Annotated in this window: 15 protein-coding genes, 1 tRNA gene and 1 pseudogene; 11 read left to right on the forward strand and 6 right to left on the reverse strand. The window is 42.2% G+C overall.

Features of this window, described 5'->3' with window-relative positions:
* The first annotated feature begins 361 nt into the window (after window positions 1–361).
* The 3 genes from V7K84_RS13820 (at window position 362) to V7K84_RS13830 (ending at window position 2,633) form a co-directional block, all read left to right on the forward strand.
* Entirely contained in the window at window positions 362–757 is a 396-nt protein-coding gene (locus V7K84_RS13820; RefSeq protein WP_334838795.1) for a hypothetical protein, read from the forward strand.
* 362 nt (window positions 758–1,119) lie between these two features.
* Window positions 1,120–1,869 carry a hypothetical protein gene (locus tag V7K84_RS13825; RefSeq protein ID WP_334838796.1) on the forward strand — a complete coding sequence of 250 codons (750 nt, stop codon included), beginning with the start codon at window positions 1,120–1,122 and terminating at the stop codon, window positions 1,867–1,869.
* A 302-nt stretch (window positions 1,870–2,171) separates the two neighbouring features.
* Complete coding sequence (locus tag V7K84_RS13830; RefSeq protein ID WP_334838798.1) at window positions 2,172–2,633, forward strand: cupin domain-containing protein; 462 nt, start codon at window positions 2,172–2,174, stop codon at window positions 2,631–2,633.
* Window positions 2,634–2,866: 233 nt separating this feature from the next.
* Here the strand turns inward: V7K84_RS13830 and V7K84_RS13835 are convergent, their stop codons facing one another.
* The 3 genes from V7K84_RS13835 to V7K84_RS13845 all read right to left on the reverse strand — a co-directional run bounded on the left by V7K84_RS13835 (window position 2,867) and on the right by V7K84_RS13845 (window position 4,726).
* A complete protein-coding gene (locus V7K84_RS13835; RefSeq protein WP_334838799.1) occupies window positions 2,867–4,138 on the reverse strand; it encodes a ribulose bisphosphate carboxylase small subunit in 1,272 nt (423 codons plus the stop codon).
* 40 nt (window positions 4,139–4,178) lie between these two features.
* Window positions 4,179–4,322, reverse strand: coding sequence for a hypothetical protein (locus tag V7K84_RS13840; RefSeq protein WP_334838800.1), 144 nt, complete (start codon window positions 4,320–4,322; stop codon window positions 4,179–4,181).
* Window positions 4,323–4,471: 149 nt separating this feature from the next.
* On the reverse strand, window positions 4,472–4,726 hold the full coding sequence (locus tag V7K84_RS13845) for a hypothetical protein (protein WP_334838801.1): 255 nt from the start codon (window positions 4,724–4,726) through the stop codon (window positions 4,472–4,474).
* A gap of 368 nt (window positions 4,727–5,094) precedes the next feature.
* Between V7K84_RS13845 and trmFO the strand changes: the two genes are divergently transcribed.
* Window positions 5,095–6,411 carry an FADH(2)-oxidizing methylenetetrahydrofolate--tRNA-(uracil(54)-C(5))-methyltransferase TrmFO gene (trmFO, locus tag V7K84_RS13850; protein WP_334838802.1) on the forward strand — a complete coding sequence of 439 codons (1,317 nt, stop codon included), beginning with the start codon at window positions 5,095–5,097 and terminating at the stop codon, window positions 6,409–6,411.
* Between the two features lie 72 nt (window positions 6,412–6,483).
* Here the strand turns inward: trmFO and V7K84_RS13855 are convergent, their stop codons facing one another.
* Together V7K84_RS13855 and V7K84_RS13860 are read right to left on the reverse strand one after the other, a co-directional pair.
* Window positions 6,484–7,128, reverse strand: coding sequence for a DUF4439 domain-containing protein (locus V7K84_RS13855; RefSeq protein WP_334838804.1), 645 nt, complete (start codon window positions 7,126–7,128; stop codon window positions 6,484–6,486).
* Window positions 7,129–7,453: 325 nt separating this feature from the next.
* The gene (locus V7K84_RS13860) at window positions 7,454–7,762 is read right to left on the reverse strand and encodes a hypothetical protein (protein WP_334838806.1); all 309 of its coding nucleotides are present in this window, start codon (window positions 7,760–7,762) and stop codon (window positions 7,454–7,456) included.
* A gap of 159 nt (window positions 7,763–7,921) precedes the next feature.
* Here V7K84_RS13860 and V7K84_RS13865 point away from each other — a divergent pair, with 159 nt between their 5' ends.
* The 5 genes from V7K84_RS13865 (at window position 7,922) to ylqF (ending at window position 11,609) form a co-directional block, all read left to right on the forward strand.
* Complete coding sequence (locus V7K84_RS13865; RefSeq protein ID WP_334838808.1) at window positions 7,922–9,118, forward strand: murein hydrolase activator EnvC family protein; 1,197 nt, start codon at window positions 7,922–7,924, stop codon at window positions 9,116–9,118.
* A gap of 44 nt (window positions 9,119–9,162) precedes the next feature.
* Window positions 9,163–9,235: transfer RNA gene (locus V7K84_RS13870), tRNA-Arg, on the forward strand.
* Window positions 9,236–9,562: 327 nt separating this feature from the next.
* A complete protein-coding gene (locus V7K84_RS13875) occupies window positions 9,563–10,141 on the forward strand; it encodes a Uma2 family endonuclease (RefSeq protein WP_334838810.1) in 579 nt (192 codons plus the stop codon).
* A 103-nt stretch (window positions 10,142–10,244) separates the two neighbouring features.
* A complete protein-coding gene (locus tag V7K84_RS13880; protein WP_334838812.1) occupies window positions 10,245–10,655 on the forward strand; it encodes a VOC family protein in 411 nt (136 codons plus the stop codon).
* A gap of 72 nt (window positions 10,656–10,727) precedes the next feature.
* Window positions 10,728–11,609, forward strand: a complete 882-nt coding sequence (gene ylqF / locus V7K84_RS13885) for a ribosome biogenesis GTPase YlqF (protein WP_334838814.1) — start codon at window positions 10,728–10,730, stop codon at window positions 11,607–11,609.
* Between the two features lie 81 nt (window positions 11,610–11,690).
* Here ylqF and V7K84_RS34275 read toward each other — a convergent pair.
* Window positions 11,691–11,849: pseudogene (locus V7K84_RS34275) on the reverse strand (IS701 family transposase); the annotation flags it as partial.
* 119 nt (window positions 11,850–11,968) lie between these two features.
* Here V7K84_RS34275 and V7K84_RS13890 point away from each other — a divergent pair.
* Both V7K84_RS13890 and V7K84_RS34280 read left to right on the forward strand, forming a co-directional pair.
* Entirely contained in the window at window positions 11,969–18,322 is a 6,354-nt protein-coding gene (locus V7K84_RS13890; RefSeq protein ID WP_334838815.1) for an ATP-binding sensor histidine kinase, read from the forward strand.
* A gap of 68 nt (window positions 18,323–18,390) precedes the next feature.
* On the forward strand, window positions 18,391–18,480 hold the full coding sequence (locus tag V7K84_RS34280; RefSeq protein ID WP_442940952.1) for a hypothetical protein: 90 nt from the start codon (window positions 18,391–18,393) through the stop codon (window positions 18,478–18,480).
* Window positions 18,481–18,524: the final 44 nt, after the last annotated feature.

The raw sequence follows: 18,524 nt of genomic DNA on the forward strand, positions 1-18,524 counted from the left end.
GATTATCTCGGTTGTATTCGCATCAACATTGCAACGTTCTTCATCAAGATTGCAATATTTCTCATCAACATTGCAATATTCCTCATCAACATTGCAACGTTCTTCATAAATATTGCAACGTTCCCCATTAACATTGCAATATTCCTCATCAATATTGAAATGTTCCTCATCAATATTGCAATATTCATCATCAACATTAAAGCAATTGCAAAGAAAAACAGGTAAAAACTGAAACTTCAGAGAAATTACTCAAATTGGTTGGGATTTTTGTAACAAATATAATGATCGCTAATTTTACTGAACCAAAAAATAGCTTTAGTAAGCCAAAGTAGTTTTAGAAACCTCTCTAAGGAATATATTGATGTCTCGTAAAAAACGTACATCCCGTGTTCTCGAAAAAGCTGAGTTAAGATCCGCTGGACTAAAAGCAATTGATTCAAATATGAGTTTTGGTGATGATTGCGATTTGCAAAACTTGAGTCAAGCAATCGAACAGCTAAGAACCATGCTTGATGCTTATAACACTGCGTTAACTGTAATTGATTCTTCTAAAACTAAAATTGATGCGATGGAGAAAACCCTCAGTAATCTTACAGACAAGATGGTAAGAGGGGTTGCTTTTAAATATGGCAAAGATAGCAGCGAATATGAAATGGCGGGTGGGGTTCGCGATAGTGAACGGATTCGCAAAAGCAGATTGAGTCGCCTGAAAGCTGCTGCTGGAGAAGCATCAGATAAAAATCCTAAAACTACCTAATACAGCCCAGATAAAAGCATAAAACAGAGAGAAAACAATGTTCTTACAAGGGATATAGGGAACCAACAAAGGCACTTGGCTGATTAAAAATATTTTATCAATTACTGCAATTGTTTATGGTAAAGCATAACCTATTGCAATTTTTTATATTTACTAACGCTCATTGATAAACAATAATTATATACAGCTACTATCATGCATCATCATGCATATTAGATCGGGCATTTTGTAGTCATAACTAATATTTTGTAATACTGAGACTCTTGCTGCATAGTGTTTTCAACTATTTTGCTTGTCTAAATACTGATTAGAGTTTATAGTGATACGGTGTTTTCCGTTCCTTGTCTCGGCAGATTCATAACATGATTTATTCTGGCAAATTACAAAAGTATTTTGCGGGCATTTCTTTGTCTGTAATTGTAGTAGGTGACTTAGTTCTCACACAAAAAACTGCTCCAGTTTTAGCTGAAACCATAAATACATCGGTTGGCAATGCTGTGACATTCAGTTGTGATGATAGTGAAGCGACAGTTGCATCTAAAAATGGCCCCAAAGTAGTTAATGGAACAGCAAGAATTTACATTGGTTATCAGCAATTATCAAATAACAAAAACCCTGTAACTGTCCGCTTTAATAATGGGATAAAAGCATGGTGTCGTAATGATTACGAGACAACAGGTGACGATGGTACAGGTTACGGATTGTATTGGAATGGAAGTGATGTTTTATATGGCATTTACTCTTCTACAGGCACTCAAACAGGTAATAATTTTAGCCGTTTTGCCAGTGGTCGGTGGTTGCCTAGTTATGGTAATGGAGGTGGGGCAAAAGCTGCAATTATAGCCCGGATTAATCCATCTAATGGCCAGGTTGATTATGCCACATTTTTATCTTCTAAAAAGCCAGATAATGGAGAAACTAACTCTTTACTTGTCAATTATCTATCATGGAATGGCACAAATTTAACTGTGAAAGCTCAGTCATGGTGGACTCCTCGTGGCACTAATACAAATTCCATGAATTGCTCTGGTTCATCACCTTATCAATACACAGCCGCATTTACAAGCGATTTAAGAACGATGACCTCAGCTTCAGCCAATACTTGTAGGTAAAAGGGAAAAATTCAGCTTTCAAATTGAGCAAACATATTGTTTCCAGTTGTTTAAGAATTAACAACAACCCTGGCGAATCGAATTTGCAACCTTAAATCCCCAACTTATTAGAGATTTATGGTTTTCTTGTTGTTCGCAAATGATTTAAAATTGGCTTTGTAGAAACGGCGATTCATCGCGTCTCTTGCTTTAACCGAATTGAAAGTAACGCTTCATTTGGGTACACAAACGAAGTTTTGCGTCGATTCGTGCCTTAGACACAATGGAATAGCTATTGCTCCAGAATTCCCAAAGGTGCCAACATGACTGTTATCACTCCTAATAGTCTCATCGTGGAGGAAAGCCCTTCTCACGCCGCGCACGAACCAAATCGTACGCTTTGGATCAGCGAAGCAGGAGGACTTACCCAGTTCGGCGCGTTCATCGAAGTCTTGCAGCCTGGCTCTCGTTCGTCGATCAAACATTGGCATAGTGCTGAGGATGAAATGGTCTATGTCCTCGAAGGCGAGATCGCGCTCATCGAAGGAGACGCGGAGACTGTACTACGTCCTGGCGACGCCGCAACTTTTCAAGCAGGAGTGCCGATAGGCCACTTTCTCGAGAATCGTAGCTCCAAGGCAACGAAATGCCTGATAGTCGGCACTAGAGCGGAAGTAGACACAATCACGTATCCTGACCTCGATCGGGTTTGTCACCGCGACCGATCGCTACCAGACGACATCTGGACTAACGGCGCGGGAGAACCTACCCTGAGTCCTTACTAGAAATGATTGCTAGATACTTTTTGTACGCGCAGCGTGCGGCTGTGTAGAAATGCCCGACGATGTTCTCGCTAGGTGCGATTTTGAGCATTTCGTCAAATTGCTCTTTTGTCGCGCGTTCATAGAAAATAAAGCTTTTTTAAACCCGCCTGCGCGGGTTTTGTCTGTGTAGAGGCAGTTTCTAACCGTCGATTTAACTTCCGATTGTTAACTCCCGGATTCTGCTGTATCTGTCCCTAATTGTTTCCATTTGGACGCTGAATAATTGTCTCCACCACCCGCCGCTTGGCTTTAGGATCGATACCTACTAAGCGCACATACTCACCGCTATATTCTGCCAGAGTTGATTCCAAATTTGAGATGGCATCAGACTCGGCATCGATGTGGCTATGAACACAAGTTTGCCAAGAACCTGTGCGGAAGCGGCGCTCATCTACGTGTTCAATACTAATTTTGTAACCTTGAGCTAATAATTGTCTAATTTGAGCTTGTGTGTCTAGGGTCAAATGGGCACTTGATGCTTCCTGTTTCTGGAATTGATTAGTTTTTACTTCTTTGGTTGCGCCATTTGACGGCTGACTAGTTGGTGTTACAACAGCAGGTGGTGCTGATTGAGAATTTCTACCTCGATTGAGTCGATTGTAATCATCAACCAAATGGGAACTTTCCACCCGTTTTTGTTCGCCAACGAGGAAATTACCAGACTCGATTAAGTGAGACAGCCTGAAATCTGGCTTTTTAAATTCTGGTGGCCCTTGAGTGCTGTTAACCACATTCAAGGATATCTGCTCAAAACCTACTTTATGAATATAGTTGCGGATTTGTTCGTCATAAATGCGCGATCGCAAAGCGCTAAAAAAGTCGATAGACTGATTGACAAAAGTATCAACTAGCTGTTCAACTTCTTTCTGTGACAGTCCATCCGGTTCAAAAATCCCTTTGACAATTCCTACCTTATCGTCTCTATCTGGTTCCCAGTAGAATTTCTCCATCCGTCCATCCCGAATTAACGGTGCATAGAGGGTAGAAAAATCATTACCTGTGACAATAATCGGCACGCGATGTAAGGGTGTGGAATCATAGCTTCCCGGCAACTGCACATCTGTGGGATTATCAGCAATATTCATCAGTGTGGCATTCACCAACTGGGTGTTTACAGTATATTGAGTCCCTTCATCAAAGCGTCCAGCACCGGCATCTAAATCGTTAATCATCAGTACACACATTTTGCCGCGTACTTTGATCAGTTCAGCTGTTTCCCGATAGCGCAACCGAATCAACCGCGCTGGATCTCCCGCATCTGGACTTTCTAATTCGCCGCCAGATACGTGAGTTACTTCGATACCCATTTTCTCGAAGACTAATTGACATTGAAATGTTTTACCTTCTCCTTTGCGTCCATGAATACCCAGGATCACGGGAACTCGCACGCCGGGAAGCTTCAGGAAATTTTTGGTGATGTGGACAGCAAGTTTGTCCAAAAAGCGGGGAGCGATGTAGTAACCCATGAGTTTATGCGATCAAAAATTAACACTTCTAAGGTTAATGTTAATTTTTTTTTGGGGATAGCGATCGCTTTTCTTTCAGACAAGCTTGTGCTTGTTTATTTGTTGGGTTGATTGTCTGCTGCCAAAGTTGAACGTGCGCCCAAGCATGGAAGGAGTGAAAACTGCTGTTATTTGGTAGTGCCAAAAATTTGATTACAATATCAAATGACTTTGATGAGCCATTTGTATAATTCCAGGATTACTTACATTAGCCTATTTTTAAGAAGAGAGCGTGTTTTTAAACACGCCCTCGTATTGCACATCGCTATTGTTGATGGAAATTGTTTGTATCTACTACGTCTCATTAGGCAAAATTTCTTTTAAAGCAGATAACGCCTCTTCTGTTAATATATCTGGGTTGTTAGGATCTTGAGGCAATATAATACCACGCTTTGCAAGAGCAGCAATAATTTCAGGGGTTAGTCGTGAAACAGGAGGCGTTGCGCCACCGCATACACTTTTCAATTCTTCATCATCTGTTACTTCTTCAATAAACATAACTGGAGCTAGATTTAAAGCGACGTTATCTTTAATTTTGTTTTTAGTCATAAATCACGTCCCAATTACGCATTGTTAGCTAATTATTGGATGCATACTTAATGTATCATCTGGAAAAAGGAGAAATCAAGGTTTTATACAAAATATCCTAGTTTTATGACTAATTTTCCTACTTTTTTGATTAATCCAATTAGACAAGGGCTGAGGACGCGATCGCACTTGCTGCCAGTGTGCCAGTTGGAAAATGTTCAGCCCACTGCTGACGATGGCTGATTGTAAAAAACCTTGAGACTAAACTCTCAACGTTACAATTGACCCAATACTTTATTTGCACTTGTTGTGGTTTAACATCACTTTTTATTTAATTTGACTTTTGTAATACTGATGGATACTTATAATATGGGAATTAAAATTTAACTATGGAAACACAACCGATACAAGTAATTGGAGGTGGACTAGCTGGGACAGAAGCAGCTTGGCAAATAGCCCAAGCTGGAGTGCCAGTAATTCTGCATGAAATGCGTCCAAAGCGATTTAGTCCGGCTCATCATACAGAACATTTAGCAGAATTAGTGTGTAGTAATTCCTTTGGGGCAATGGCAAGCGATCGCGCGGCGGGATTATTGCACGAAGAGTTACGCCAACTGGGTTCTATCGTCATCTCAAAAGCTGATGAACACGCCGTTCCTGCTGGTGGGGCGCTAGCGGTAGACAGGGGACAATTTGGCCAAGATTTAACTGAGACTTTAGCAAGTCATCCTTTAGTTGAATTCCGCCGGGGTGAAGTGTCTGCAATTCCTGAAGGGATTGTGGTTTTAGCAACCGGGCCTTTAACTAGTCCCGATTTAGCAGAAGATTTGCAACGCTTTACAGGGATGGAATACCTCAGCTTTTTTGATGCAGCCAGTCCGATTATCGTGGGAGAATCGATTAATCGTGACATTGCTTTTATGGCATCACGTTATGACAAAGGTGAAGCCGCTTATCTCAACTGCCCAATGAATAAAGAGCAGTACTTGCACTTTCAAGAAGAACTCTGTAAAGCCGAACAAACAGAACTCAAGGGTTTTGAACGAGAAACGGCGAAATTTTTTGAAGCTTGTTTACCCATAGAAGAACTAGCCCAGCGCGGGGAAGATACCATGCGTTACGGCCCCCTAAAGCCAGTGGGATTGTCAGATACTCGCACAGGGGAACGTCCTTATGCTGTGGTGCAGTTGCGACAAGAAGATAAAGCTGGTCAGCTGTGGAACATGGTAGGATTTCAAACTAATCTGCGTTGGGGCGAGCAAAAGCGAATCTTTCAGTTAATTCCCAGTTTGGAAAAAGCAGAGTTTGTCAGGCTGGGAGTGATGCACCGCAACACTTTTATTAATGCTCCCCAATTAATGCATCCTACCTTGCAATTTAAAGAGCGTCCGACATTATTAGCGGCTGGACAATTGATTGGTACTGAAGGTTACACTGCTGCGGCTGCGGGTGGTTGCTTGGCAGGAATTAATGCCGCGCGATTAGCTTTGGGTAAAGAAGCTTTGGTTTTACCATCAACAACAATGATGGGTGCATTATTAGAATTTATTAGTTCCGCTTCGCCGAAGCATTTCCAACCAATGCCGCCTAACTTTGGGATTTTTCCCGATTTAGGAATGAAAATCAAAAGTAAACCAGAGCGTTATGGACGTTACCGCGATCGCTCTTTAACTGATTTGGCAAACTGGAAAGCTAATCATAATTAATGGGAATGGGGGATTGAGATTTCCCCATTACCCCTTATCCCCAGAGGGGGCCCCACCTTCTCCACTCCCTATCTATACCTTCAGTACCCAGGCTTCACGATTCTCAGAGCTAACAAAAGACGCTGGTACGATTTCAAGATTTACTCCAAGTGCTTTGAAAGTGGCACGAATAGCCGCAGCATGGGCAGCCTCAGTAGAACCGATACTTGCCCCGACAGTAATCAATTTTGGAGTTTTCAACTTAGCAATTTCGTGGCTATAGGCGATCGCAGCATCAGTCTCCAAAGCTAAAGCCAGCTTGGCAATATTCACATCGCTATCCAAGTTGCCCTCACCCCTTTTGATGTAAGATGAAAGATCGTAATTAGACTCTGTTTTTACTGGAGTTCCCCCCAAAGTGGCGATCGTAGCTGCTAAAGCATCTCGATGCTTTTTATGATCCGCTTGGTTGCGGAGCGCCAAAGCCAAAACAGCTTTACCAACTTCAGTATTAGTCAGTTTACCAGCAGCAGCACCATAAGCCCAAATTGCCTGATGTTCGTAATAAAGAGCATTGTTCAGAATTTTTACATCGTTTCGCCCAGCAGTTGTTGTCCGAGCATCAGCCTTCTGGGCAATCAGGGGCAAACCTAACGCAGTCGCTATACCACCAACTGCTCCACTCACTATTACCCCACGGCGGGAGGATTTTTTGCTGAAAGGGTTTTGATAGTCCATGAGTTAGTGTCTCCTACAGAAATTACGGTTTTTTTGATGCGGATATGAAAATGAGGGAATAGCCAGGGCATGAATAACCCTGGCTGCAAGTATTACCTTTGGAAAAGAATAATTTTGCCCAACGAATAGTTCTAATGTGTCTTGACTAGATGTTCACTTTCCAAGTCAATGACTGCTCATTTGTAACTCATTTTGGTAATGATGTCAGCAATTACACTAGATAGGGATAAATACTATTTTTGTATTTTTAACGAAAAGCAGTATAGTCAAGCATTTATTTAGATTATTCCCTTTTCAAAGAAAAGGGAATAAAAGTAACTTTGTATTATTTATGATCGTTTAATTGACTTGTCTTAATAGTGACTAATCCATGTATGCCTAGTGCTGTAATTACACCTCCCAGTAATCCCCAGGTACCATCGGCAAATACGTTGATGCGATGAATGTAGGTACGATGATAGGCATACTCTAACTGTCTATCATTTATTTTTCCAACCTCTACCAGGTTTTCCACATACTTTTCAGCTTTAATCAGTGCTGCATAATCGAGATTAAACCAATACAACGATACTCCCACCACTGCCAAGCCTGGAAAAACCAAGGTAATTAAGAGAATTGCTATACGTGCGTTCATACACCTCACCCACTTACATAACTGCTCAATGCTGACATAGCTGGAATCCTTGTGTTACAACTTGGCATACCAATTTAATAATGTGTTGGCGTGGATGAATTAGATTTTGGGAATAATCCTCATAGTGTTTGAAAGTATCGTTTTGATTAGGTTCGCACTATGAGAGGGCGATTTCTAGAAAAAAAGCAGATTTATTGCTGTTTATCTATTGTATTTTGCTGTATTTTGTGGATTTGTTTGGAATTAATTCCAGCCGACGCAACATCTACAGGGACTATTGACACTCTGCGACAACAGCAGCAACAAATGAACCAGCAGCGTCAGGGTGTAGTTGGAGAGCGCGATCGCTTAAATAATCTCCAACAAGAGGCGCAAAAACACCTGACTGGTTTAAAGCAAAATCTGCAAACTACAGATAGCTATCTTCTAGAGAGCGAATCGCGATTACAACTTGCTACCCAACGCCTCCAGCAGTTAGAAACTGATTTAGATGTGGCAGAACGTTCATATCAGGAGCGGCAAATCGCAACAGTAGCACGATTGCGTTATCTCCAGCGATCGCCTGCTTTTGCGGGATGGGCAGTTTTGCTCGAAAGCGAAAATATCAGCGACTTTTTCAGCCGTCGTCATCAGTTGAAGTTAGTATTTCAAGCAGATCAGAAAATTTTGGTAAAACTCAACACCCAAGCAAACTCAATTGATAAACAAAAAACGGAAGTAGAACAACAAAAAAACGAAATTGGCTTAATTCGCGAGCAACTATTAGCACAAAAAACCGATTATCAAACCCAGGCGCAATCACAATCAGAATTGATTCAACGCCTGAATAGCGATCGCCTCGCCTTAGAAGCCGCGCAAAATCAGCTAGAAAGAGAATCTAAAAATCTGGAAGTCTTGATTCAACAAAAGGTAGCAGAAGCTGAAGAAGCCCAAGGAAAAACCAACAGCCGAACAGGTATTATTATTCGGGGAACTGGTGTAATGGCATATCCTAGCGATGCTTCTACTAGCAGTCCCTTCGGCTGGCGGGTACATCCAATTCTTGGCTATCGTCGCTTTCATGCCGGGTTAGATTTTGCCGCTAGCTATGGCAGTAAAATTCGGGCAGCCGATTCGGGAAGAGTAATTTTTGCTGGGTGGTATGGTGGCTATGGTAGAGCGGTAATTATCGATCACGGTAATGGCATGACTACACTCTACGGTCATACCAGCGAGTTGTATGTTTCTGAAGGACAAGCAGTTGAACGCGGACAAGCGATCGCTGCTGTCGGTTCCACAGGTTTCTCAACTGGCCCTCATCTCCACTTTGAAGTCCGTCGCAATGGTACACCTGTAGACCCAGCTAATTATCTTTAAAGCTGCGAATTTTATCACAGACGTGCTATAATGTTGAAGATTAAGGGCGCGTAGCTCAGTGGATAGAGCAACAGATTCCGGTTCTGTGGGTCGGGGGTTCAAATCCCTCCGCGCTCGTTACCTTTACAAGACTAACCACAAAATTGAGAGGTTATTTTCTCTCATGGGATAAACCTAGTTTACCCTATGAGACAGAATGGCAACGGCTAGTCTGGAATACAAAAATTAGTGTACGTATCTGGTGATTGATATAACACTATACTAAAGATTTTGTTTTCTCATTCAGTCTCTCACCTTTATTACCTACCCCAAACTTGTTTTAAAAAATCAAACAATGGGGCATTTGTTGGAGGGAATTCCTAAAGTATAGGTAGAGGCTAAATCTTCCCTATTAGCAGCAGATGGGTTTGATGCAACTAGGATTTTTGTGGAGCGCAATTAATTATGACTGCTTTAACCTTACAATTACCTTCTAATCTGCAATTTACTGATGAGGAATTTGCACAAATTGTAGCCGTGAATAAAGAATTACGACTAGAGTTAACTGCTGAAGGGGAATTAATTATCATGTCACCGACTGGCGGAGAAACGGGAAACCGTAATTTTGATTTATTAGGTCAGATATGGTTTTGGAGCAATCAAAATAATTTGGGAAAAGCTTTTGATTCTTCTACTGGGTTTAAATTGCCAAATGGGGCAACTCGTTCACCTGATGCTTCTTGGGTAAAGATAGAAAGATGGGATGCTCTTACCCTAGAACAAAGAAAGAATTTTCTTCCTTTGTGTCCTGATTTTGCAGTGGAATTAGTTTCTGAAACTGATGATGTGGAAGATACTAAAGCCAAAATGCAGGAATACTTAGCAAATGGTTTACAACTGGGTTGGTTAATTAATCCTAAAGATAAACAAGTAATAATTTATCGCCTAAATCTTGCACCGGAAGTTTTACAATCTCCCACAAGTTTATCGGGTGAAGATGTTCTCCCTGGTTTGGTTTTAAATTTACAGCAGATTTTTGCATAGATGTGATTCTATCCACGAGATTCGACACTGCCGTAAGTCCTGAGTGTAAGAACTTTAGAAAAGTGAGAGTCTCAAAAAAATCAAAGAACTTAAAGCTTATAATATGGTTTTTCAATACACTAACGCATTTGTCACCATAGCATCGGTTAATTTTGAGATGTTAGTGAATTTCTATACCAAATTGCTGGAGCAAAAGCCAGTTTCTTTGGTTCCGAACGTCTATGCTGAGTTTAATTTAGTTAGTATGCAATTAGGTATTTTTAAACCAAAGAACACAAACGAATCGGAATTTGAAGCGATGTCTAACGACAAGCCACTTTGTGTAGACGCCAAAAGTAAGATAAGTTTGTGTTTAGAAGTGAGTAACTTAGAAGATGCGATCGCTCACCTAACTGCTTTGGGCTATCCTCCACCAGGAGACATTTCCATTGCTTCCCACGGCAGAGAAATATATGCTTATGACCCTGATGGCAATCGTCTGATTTTACATCAAGCTGCTAGAGGGAGTCATTAGTCATTTGTCATTGGTCATTTCAAAGGACAAATAACAAAAGACAAAGGACAAATAACAAAGGACAAAGGACAAATGGCTATAACTCAAAACTATAGATTAAACCTGATTCAATGGTATCCAGGTCACATTGCGAAAGCTGAAAGGAAGCTCAAAGAACAACTGAAGCGCGTAGACGTGGTGTTTGAGGTACGAGATGCTCGGATTCCCTTAGCGACTCACCATCCCCAAATAGGTGAGTGGGTAGAAGGTAAGGCACGGGTGTTGATACTTAACCGAGTAGATATGATTACACCACAAATGCGATCGCTATGGATCGATTGGTTTAAACGTCAAGGAGAAGTCCCCTATTTTACCAACGCTCAACATGGTAAAGGTATAGCAGAAGTAGCGCGGGCAGCGCAAGCCGCTGGGGTAGAAGTTAATCAAAGAAGAAGCGATCGCGGGATGTTACCCCGTCCAGTGCGGGCTGTGGTGATTGGTTTTCCCAATGTCGGTAAATCAGCTTTAATTAACCGCCTGTTGGGAAAGCGAGTCGTGGAAAGTGCAGCCCGTCCTGGGGTAACTCGCCAACTCCGCTGGGTGCGAATTTCCGAACATTTAGAATTGCTAGATGCTCCTGGTGTCATCCCTCTAAGATTAGAAGACCAAGATGCAGCCTTGAAATTAGCTATTTGTGATGATATCGGTGAAGCATCTTACGATAACCAGCTAGTAGCAGCAGCCTTAGTGGATTTACTCAACTATTTAGAAGCTGTAGCCGGAGATTTATTACCAAAAAAACCATTACAGTCTCGCTACCAACTCGATTCAACATCAGACACCGGAGATACCTATTTACACGCCTTAGCAGAACATCGTTACAAAGGTGATGTAGAGCGAGCGGCAAGGCAACTTTTAACAGATTTTCGCAAAGGGTTGTTGGGTGAAATGAGTTTAGAATTGCCACCCAATTAAATCTAAATTCAAATAATAAAAATTAAGAAATCTATTTGATTTTTAACAGAACTTACGCAACTATCACAAGCAATGGCGCGGCTATACCGTGCTGCGCGCCAAACAACTAGGCGATAAACATGGTAACGTCTTGACTTTTAATTGCAAAGCTAAATAATTTGACAGCAATCTATGCTTGATTCGATAAATTGTTTGACCAGTTTTATCAACTAAATCTTTGAGCTTAAACCAGACTAAAATTAATTGATTTATTGGAGTAGCACATAGTTACTGAAAAATGCGATCGCGCTAGTGGTTGTTAACCAAGATATGGTATTGGGAAATATAACACTAGTATAAAGAAATTTTCGTCAAAATTTATGAGCGCAAAAGTTGATGGAACTTTAAGGATTGCTGGCTACCAAATCATCGAGCAACTTTATTCAGGTTCTCGTACTCAAGTGTATCGGGCAATTCGAGTATGCGATACCTTCGGTGGGCTTCGCCAACGCCTACCAGTTGTCATCAAGCTCTTAAAACGAGAATACCCAACTTTTACTGAATTACTACAGTTTCGCAACCAGTATGCGATCGCTAAAAACCTAGATATTCCCGGCATTATCAAACCCTACAGCCTGGAAGCCCATCATAATGGCTATGCCCTAGTCATGGAAGACTTTGGTGGTGTTTCCCTGCGGCAATTTACTCAAGGAAAAACACTGACATTAGAGCAATTTTTACCCATAGCTCTGCAACTACTAGAAATTTTACACCAGTTACATCAACAGCGCGTCATTCACAAAGACATCAAGCCAGCCAACATCTTGATTCACCCTGACACAAACCAAATCAAGCTGATTGACTTTAGTATTGCCTCGCTCTTACCACGAGAAACCCAGGAAATCCAGAGCCTCAATGGATTGGAGGGAACGCTAGCCTATCTGTCGCCAGAGCAAACCGGACGGATGAATAGGGGCATTGACTACCGCAGCGACTTTTATTCTTTAGGTGTGACTTTCTTTGAGCTACTGAGTGGAAAACTGCCCTTTGAATCCCATGAACCAATGGAGTTGGTGCATTGCCACATTGCGAAACTTCCACCCTGCCTCTGCGATTTCAACCCCAAATTGCCCTTGATGCTGGGCGAAATTGTCCGCAAACTGATGGCGAAGAACGCCGAAGACCGCTATCAGAGTGCGCTAGGACTTAAACATGACCTTGTTACCTGCTTAGAACAGTGGCGAGAAACAGGCAAACACACTTGGTTTGATTTAGGACAGCGCGATATCAGCGATCGCTTTCTCATACCCGAAAAACTCTACGGGCGCGAATTGGAAGTAAAGACTTTATTAGAAGCATTTGGTGATGTGGCCAATGGTGGCTCTCAATTGATGCTAGTGGCAGGTTTTTCTGGTATTGGCAAAACCGCAGTCGTCAATGAAGTGCATAAACCGATTGTGCGCTGGAACGCCTACTTCATCAAGGGCAAATACGACCAGTTCAACCGCAACATTCCTCTGTCTGCTTTTGTACAAGCCTTTCGCGATTTGATGGCACAGTTGCTTAGTCAAAGCGATACTCAGCTAAAGCAATGGCAGAGCAAGATTTTAGCGGCAGTTGGAGAGAACGGACAACTTCTGATCGAGGTGATTCCTGAACTGGAGCAGCTGATCGGCAAACAGCCTGCGATCGCTGAACTATCGGGCGGTGCGGCACAGAACCGTTTCAATCTGCTGTTCCAAAAGTTCATTCAGGTGTTCGCGACAAGAGAGCATCCGTTGGTAATGTTTCTCGATGACTTGCAGTGGGCAGATTCGGCATCGCTGAATTTGCTGAAGCTGTTAATGTCTCAGAGCGATTGCGGCTATCTATTCATTATTGGTGCATACCGGGATAACGAGGTGTTTGCGGCTCATCCACTCATGTTAACGGTAGATGAAATTGAAAAGGCATCCTCCTGCGTCAACACCTTGAGTCTAGCTCCCTTGAGTCAAGCAGATGTGAACCATTTAATCGCCGATTCGCTCAGTTGTGCAACTGAAAAAGCATTACCGTTAACAGAGTTAGTTTATCAAAAAGCCAAAGGCAATCCCTTTTTTACAACTCAGTTTTTGAAAGCGCTACATGAGGATGGACTGATTAACTTTAATTGGGAGGTTGGTTTTTGGCAGTGTGATGTAGCACAAGTGCGTATACGCGTAGCGGCTTGTCGTCAGACATCGCTTGCTCTGACTGATGATGTGGTGGAATTTATGGCACAACAACTTCAGAAATTGCCAGCAAACACTCAAAATGTTTTAAAACTGGCAGCCTGTATCGGCAATCAGTTCGATTTGGCGACGTTAGCGATCGTTTATGAAAAGTCGCAGACAGAAACCGCTTCAGACTTGTGGAAAGCATTGCAAGAAGAATTTATCATTCCTACCAATGAAATCTACAAGTTTTATCAGGATTCCTCATTGGCGATCGGTCATTTGCAAATGACAAGTGACCAATCACCAATGACGATTTACAAATTCTTGCACGATCGCGTCCAGCAAGCTGCTTATTTCTTGATTCCAGACGCACAAAAACAGATCGCTCACCTAAAAATTGGGCAACTATTACTGACTCATACGCCTGTTGCCAAACAAGACGAAAAATTATTTGAAATTGTTAACCAACTTAATATCGGCAAATCCCTAATTGTCGATCTATCTGAGCAAATAGAACTCGCCCAACTCAATCTGAAAGCTGGACAAAAAGCCAGAGCCGCAACTGCCTATACAGCTGCATTTGAGTATTGCATTATAGGCATCGCTTTGTTAGCTGAAGATATGTGGCAAACGCAGTATGAGTTAACCTTAGCCCTCTACGAAACTGCCACTGAAGCCGCTTACCTGAGCGGTAACTTTGAACAGATGACACAATTGGCGGCAGTCATAATAGAACGCTCTAGAAATTTGTTGGATACGGTCAAGGTCTATGAAGTTCAAATTCAAGCTGCTCAAGCCCAACATCAATTTATAGAAGCAGTGCAGATTGCCCTAAAGATTGTAGAGCATCTAGGAACGAGTTTTCCCAAGCAACCCAGTCAATTAGATATTGCACGGGCATTCGAGGCGACTAAATCGATCCTGGCTGGAAGGCAACCGTTGGACTTAATAACTCTGTCCCAGATGTCAGACCCTAATAAGTTAGCTGTTGTACGGATTCTCGCCGCGGTCACTTCTGCTGCCTTTGTTGTAACTCCAGCGCTGCTACCGTTTATTGTCCTCGAACAGGTCAATTTATCCGTTCAATATGGCAATAGCTCATTTTCGGCAATAGGTTATGCCTACTATGGAATGATACTTTGTGGGATGACAGGAGAGATTGACTCTGGGTATGAGTTTGCACAACTAGCACACTTGTTGCTGGAACATTTCAATGCCAAAGAACTGAAGTCCAGAGTCTATGTCGGAATTTACTGTTGCGTGTGGCATTGGAAAGAGCCGCTCAAGAACTCCTTACCGTTTCTCCGGGAAGGCTACGAAGTTGGATTGGAAACGGGAGATTTAGAATCGGCTGCTATTTGCGGATTCATTTACATCTCATACTGTTGGTTTATGGGCAAAGAATTAAGCGATCTCAGCCGAGAGAGTGCTGCCTTCCGAGATCAGCTTAAGCAGCTCAACCAAGAAGGTCTTACCAGCCATCTGACCGTTTTTCAGCAACCAATTTTGAATATGCTTGGCGATTCTGCTGAACCTTGGCAGCTGACTGGAAATGCCTTTAATCGAGAGGAAATTGTGCCAGCCCTCCAGCGATCGGGCGATCAGACTGCGCTGTATTATTTCTATGCCAACCAACTTGGTCTGTGTTACATGTTTGGCAAGTTTGAGTTGGCAATAGAAGCAGCGATCGCTGCTGAAAACTATATAGGTGGTGCTACAGGCTTATTCATAGTTCCACTCTGCTACACCTATGATTCTCTAGCCAATCTGGCAATCTATTCTCAGGTTTGTGAGGCACAACAGCAACACATTCTGCAACGGGTGGCTAAAAACCAGGAAAAAATGAAAAAGTGGGCCGATCGCGCTCCAGAAAATTACCTGCACAAATTTTATTTAGTTGAAGCTGACCGATACCGAGTCTTAGAGCAGAAATCAGAGGCAATAGATTTGTACGATCGCGCCATAACTCTAGCTAAAGAACACGGTTACACCCAAGAAGAAGCACTTGCCAATGAACTGGCCGCTAAGTTCTACCTCGACTGGGGTAAACAGCGCATTGCCCAGGAATATATGACGAACGCCTACTATGGCTATGCTCGTTGGGGCGCTAAAGCCAAAGTCGCCGACTTGGAACGCTGCTATCCCCAACTCCTCGCCCCCATCTTAGAGCAAACCCGTTCTCCCCTCTCAACTAACGAAACTATCTTCACATTGGGGAGTTTTACCTCCACCAGTTCCGCCACTTCCGATAATACCAGCGTCTCTGTTGCTTTAGATTTAGCTACCATTCTCAAAGCTTCCCAAACCCTTTCTGGAGAAATCGAACTCGAAAAGCTGCTTTCAGCTTTGCTGCATATTGTCATTGAAAATGCTGGAGCCGATAAATGTGTATTCATGCTTTTGGAGTCAGATCGGCTGCTAGTTCAGGCGTTAGCACAGCTTTCCCTGAGCGGCGAACAGAATCAGGCTGCCGTCGATTTTTACTCGATGTTGCTTAACCCACAGCCTATTGAAGACTCAGTTGATGTACCAGTTGGCTTAATTAATAATGTCAAACGCAACTTACAACCAGCAGTAATTACTGATGCCACGGTGCATCCGCAATTAATCAATGACCCGTATATTCAGCAACAGCAACCCAAGAGTATCTTGTGCAGCCCAGTTTTGCATCAGGGTAAATTGCTCGGCGTATTATACCTGGAAAATAATTTGGCAACCGGAGCCTTTACAAGCGATCGCATCGAACTGCTGAACTTACTTTGTGCCCAAGCCGCAATTTCTCTGAAAAATGCCCGAATTTACCAAAATTCTCAGAACTACGCCCAACAATTGGCACAATCTCTAGGCAAATTGCAGGTTAGTGAAATCCGCTTCCAAAATTTAGCAAATAATATTCCTGGGATGGTGTACCAATTCCGTTTGGAGGTAGATGGTTCAACTTCAACACCCTACGTTAGTTCTGGCTGTTTCGACTTGTATGGATTAGCGCCAGAATTGGTGATGGCAGGGACGCATAGCCTTTACGATCTGAATCATCCTGAGGATCAACCAGCTATTGCCCAAGCGATCGCCTACTCAGCCCAAACTCTGACGCCATTTGAGCTAGAATGTCGCATTATCTTGCCTTCAGAAACTGTGAAATGGGTTCGCTCTAGTGCTCGGCCAGAGCGACAAGCCGATGGCTCAATCCTCTGGGATGGAGTGGTGATTGATATTAGCGAACGCAAACAAGCCGAAGCATCTCTAGCTAAAGAACGAGAGTTTTTGAATGCCATCATTCATAATATTACTGATGGAATTGTTGTTTGTGATGCTAGTGGCAAATTGACTTTATTTAACAAAGCAACTCGTGACTTTCATGGCTTACCAGTAGAATCATTACCAGCAGAACAGTGGACAGAACATTTCGATCTCTATCAACCAGATGGGCAAACACCTCTATTAACCACAGAAATTCCTTTGTTTCGCGCCTTGCAAGGGGAAATAGTCGAAAACGCTGAAATGGTAATTGCACCGAAGCATGGTTCTAAGAGAATTTTGTTAGCTAGCGGACAAGCGATCTTCGATTCTTCGGGTAACAAACTCGGTGCAGTCGTTGTAATGCGAGATATTAGCGAAAGGGCGCGGCTTGAAGCCGAACGCAAACAAGCTGAAGTTGCCTTGCAGCAAAAATCACTTGATTTGCAACAAGCATTGAACGATTTACAAAACGCCCAATTACAAATTGTTCAAAGCGAAAAAATGTCAGCACTGGGCAACTTAGTTGCTGGTGTGGCTCACGAAATGAATAATCCCCTTGGTTTTATTGCTGCCAGTCTCAAGCAAGCTAAACCCACTGTTGCTGATATTGTTGAACACTTAAAGCTTTATCAAGAAAGCTTACCCCACAAAAATGATGAAATTAAAAACCATGCTGAAGAAATTGACTTGGATTATAGCTTACAAGACTTGCCTAAGATGATTGATTCCATGTCTATGGCGTGCGACAGGCTAAAAAACATCAGCACTAGTTTGAGAACTTTCTCTCGTGCCGATCAAGACTACAAAGTGCCTTTCAATATCCACCAAGGAATTGATAGTACAATTTTAATTTTGAAACATCGTCTAAAGGCCAATGAACAACGTCCTGCTATTGAAGTTGTCACCAACTACGGTAATTTACCTCAAGTAGAATGTTTTCCTGGACAATTAAATCAGGTATTTATGAATATAATTGCTAATGCAATTGATGCCTTAGATGAGTTTAATCTAGGACATAAATTTGAGGAAATTCAAGCCAATCTTAATAGGATTCTAATTAAGACTTCAATAGAAAATAATACTATAAAAATTGCAATAAGTGATAACGGTAAGGGTATCAAAGAAGAAGTTAAAAATAAAATTTTTGACCATTTATTTACGACAAAATCTGTCGGTAAAGGCACAGGTTTAGGATTAGCGATCGCTCGTCAAATCGTTGAAGAAACCCATAATGGTAAGTTGAGTTGTAACTCTATTCTCGGTAAGGGGACAGAGTTTATCATTGAAATTCCGGTGTAAATATTTTCTCTGTTTATATAGCATCGGGTAAAGGTAGAGGATTAGGACTGGCGATCGCTCGGCAAATTATCGTCGAAAAACATGGCGGAGCGATCGCAGTGAATTCTCAACCTGGCGACGGAACTGAATTTGTGATTCAGCTACCTTTTTCGGCTTGAAGAAGTCAAAATTCATTTGGTCACTGAGTTTACGGTGAGCATCT

The organism is Nostoc sp., from assembly GCF_036917315.1.
Classification (GTDB): domain Bacteria; phylum Cyanobacteriota; class Cyanobacteriia; order Cyanobacteriales; family Nostocaceae; genus Nostoc.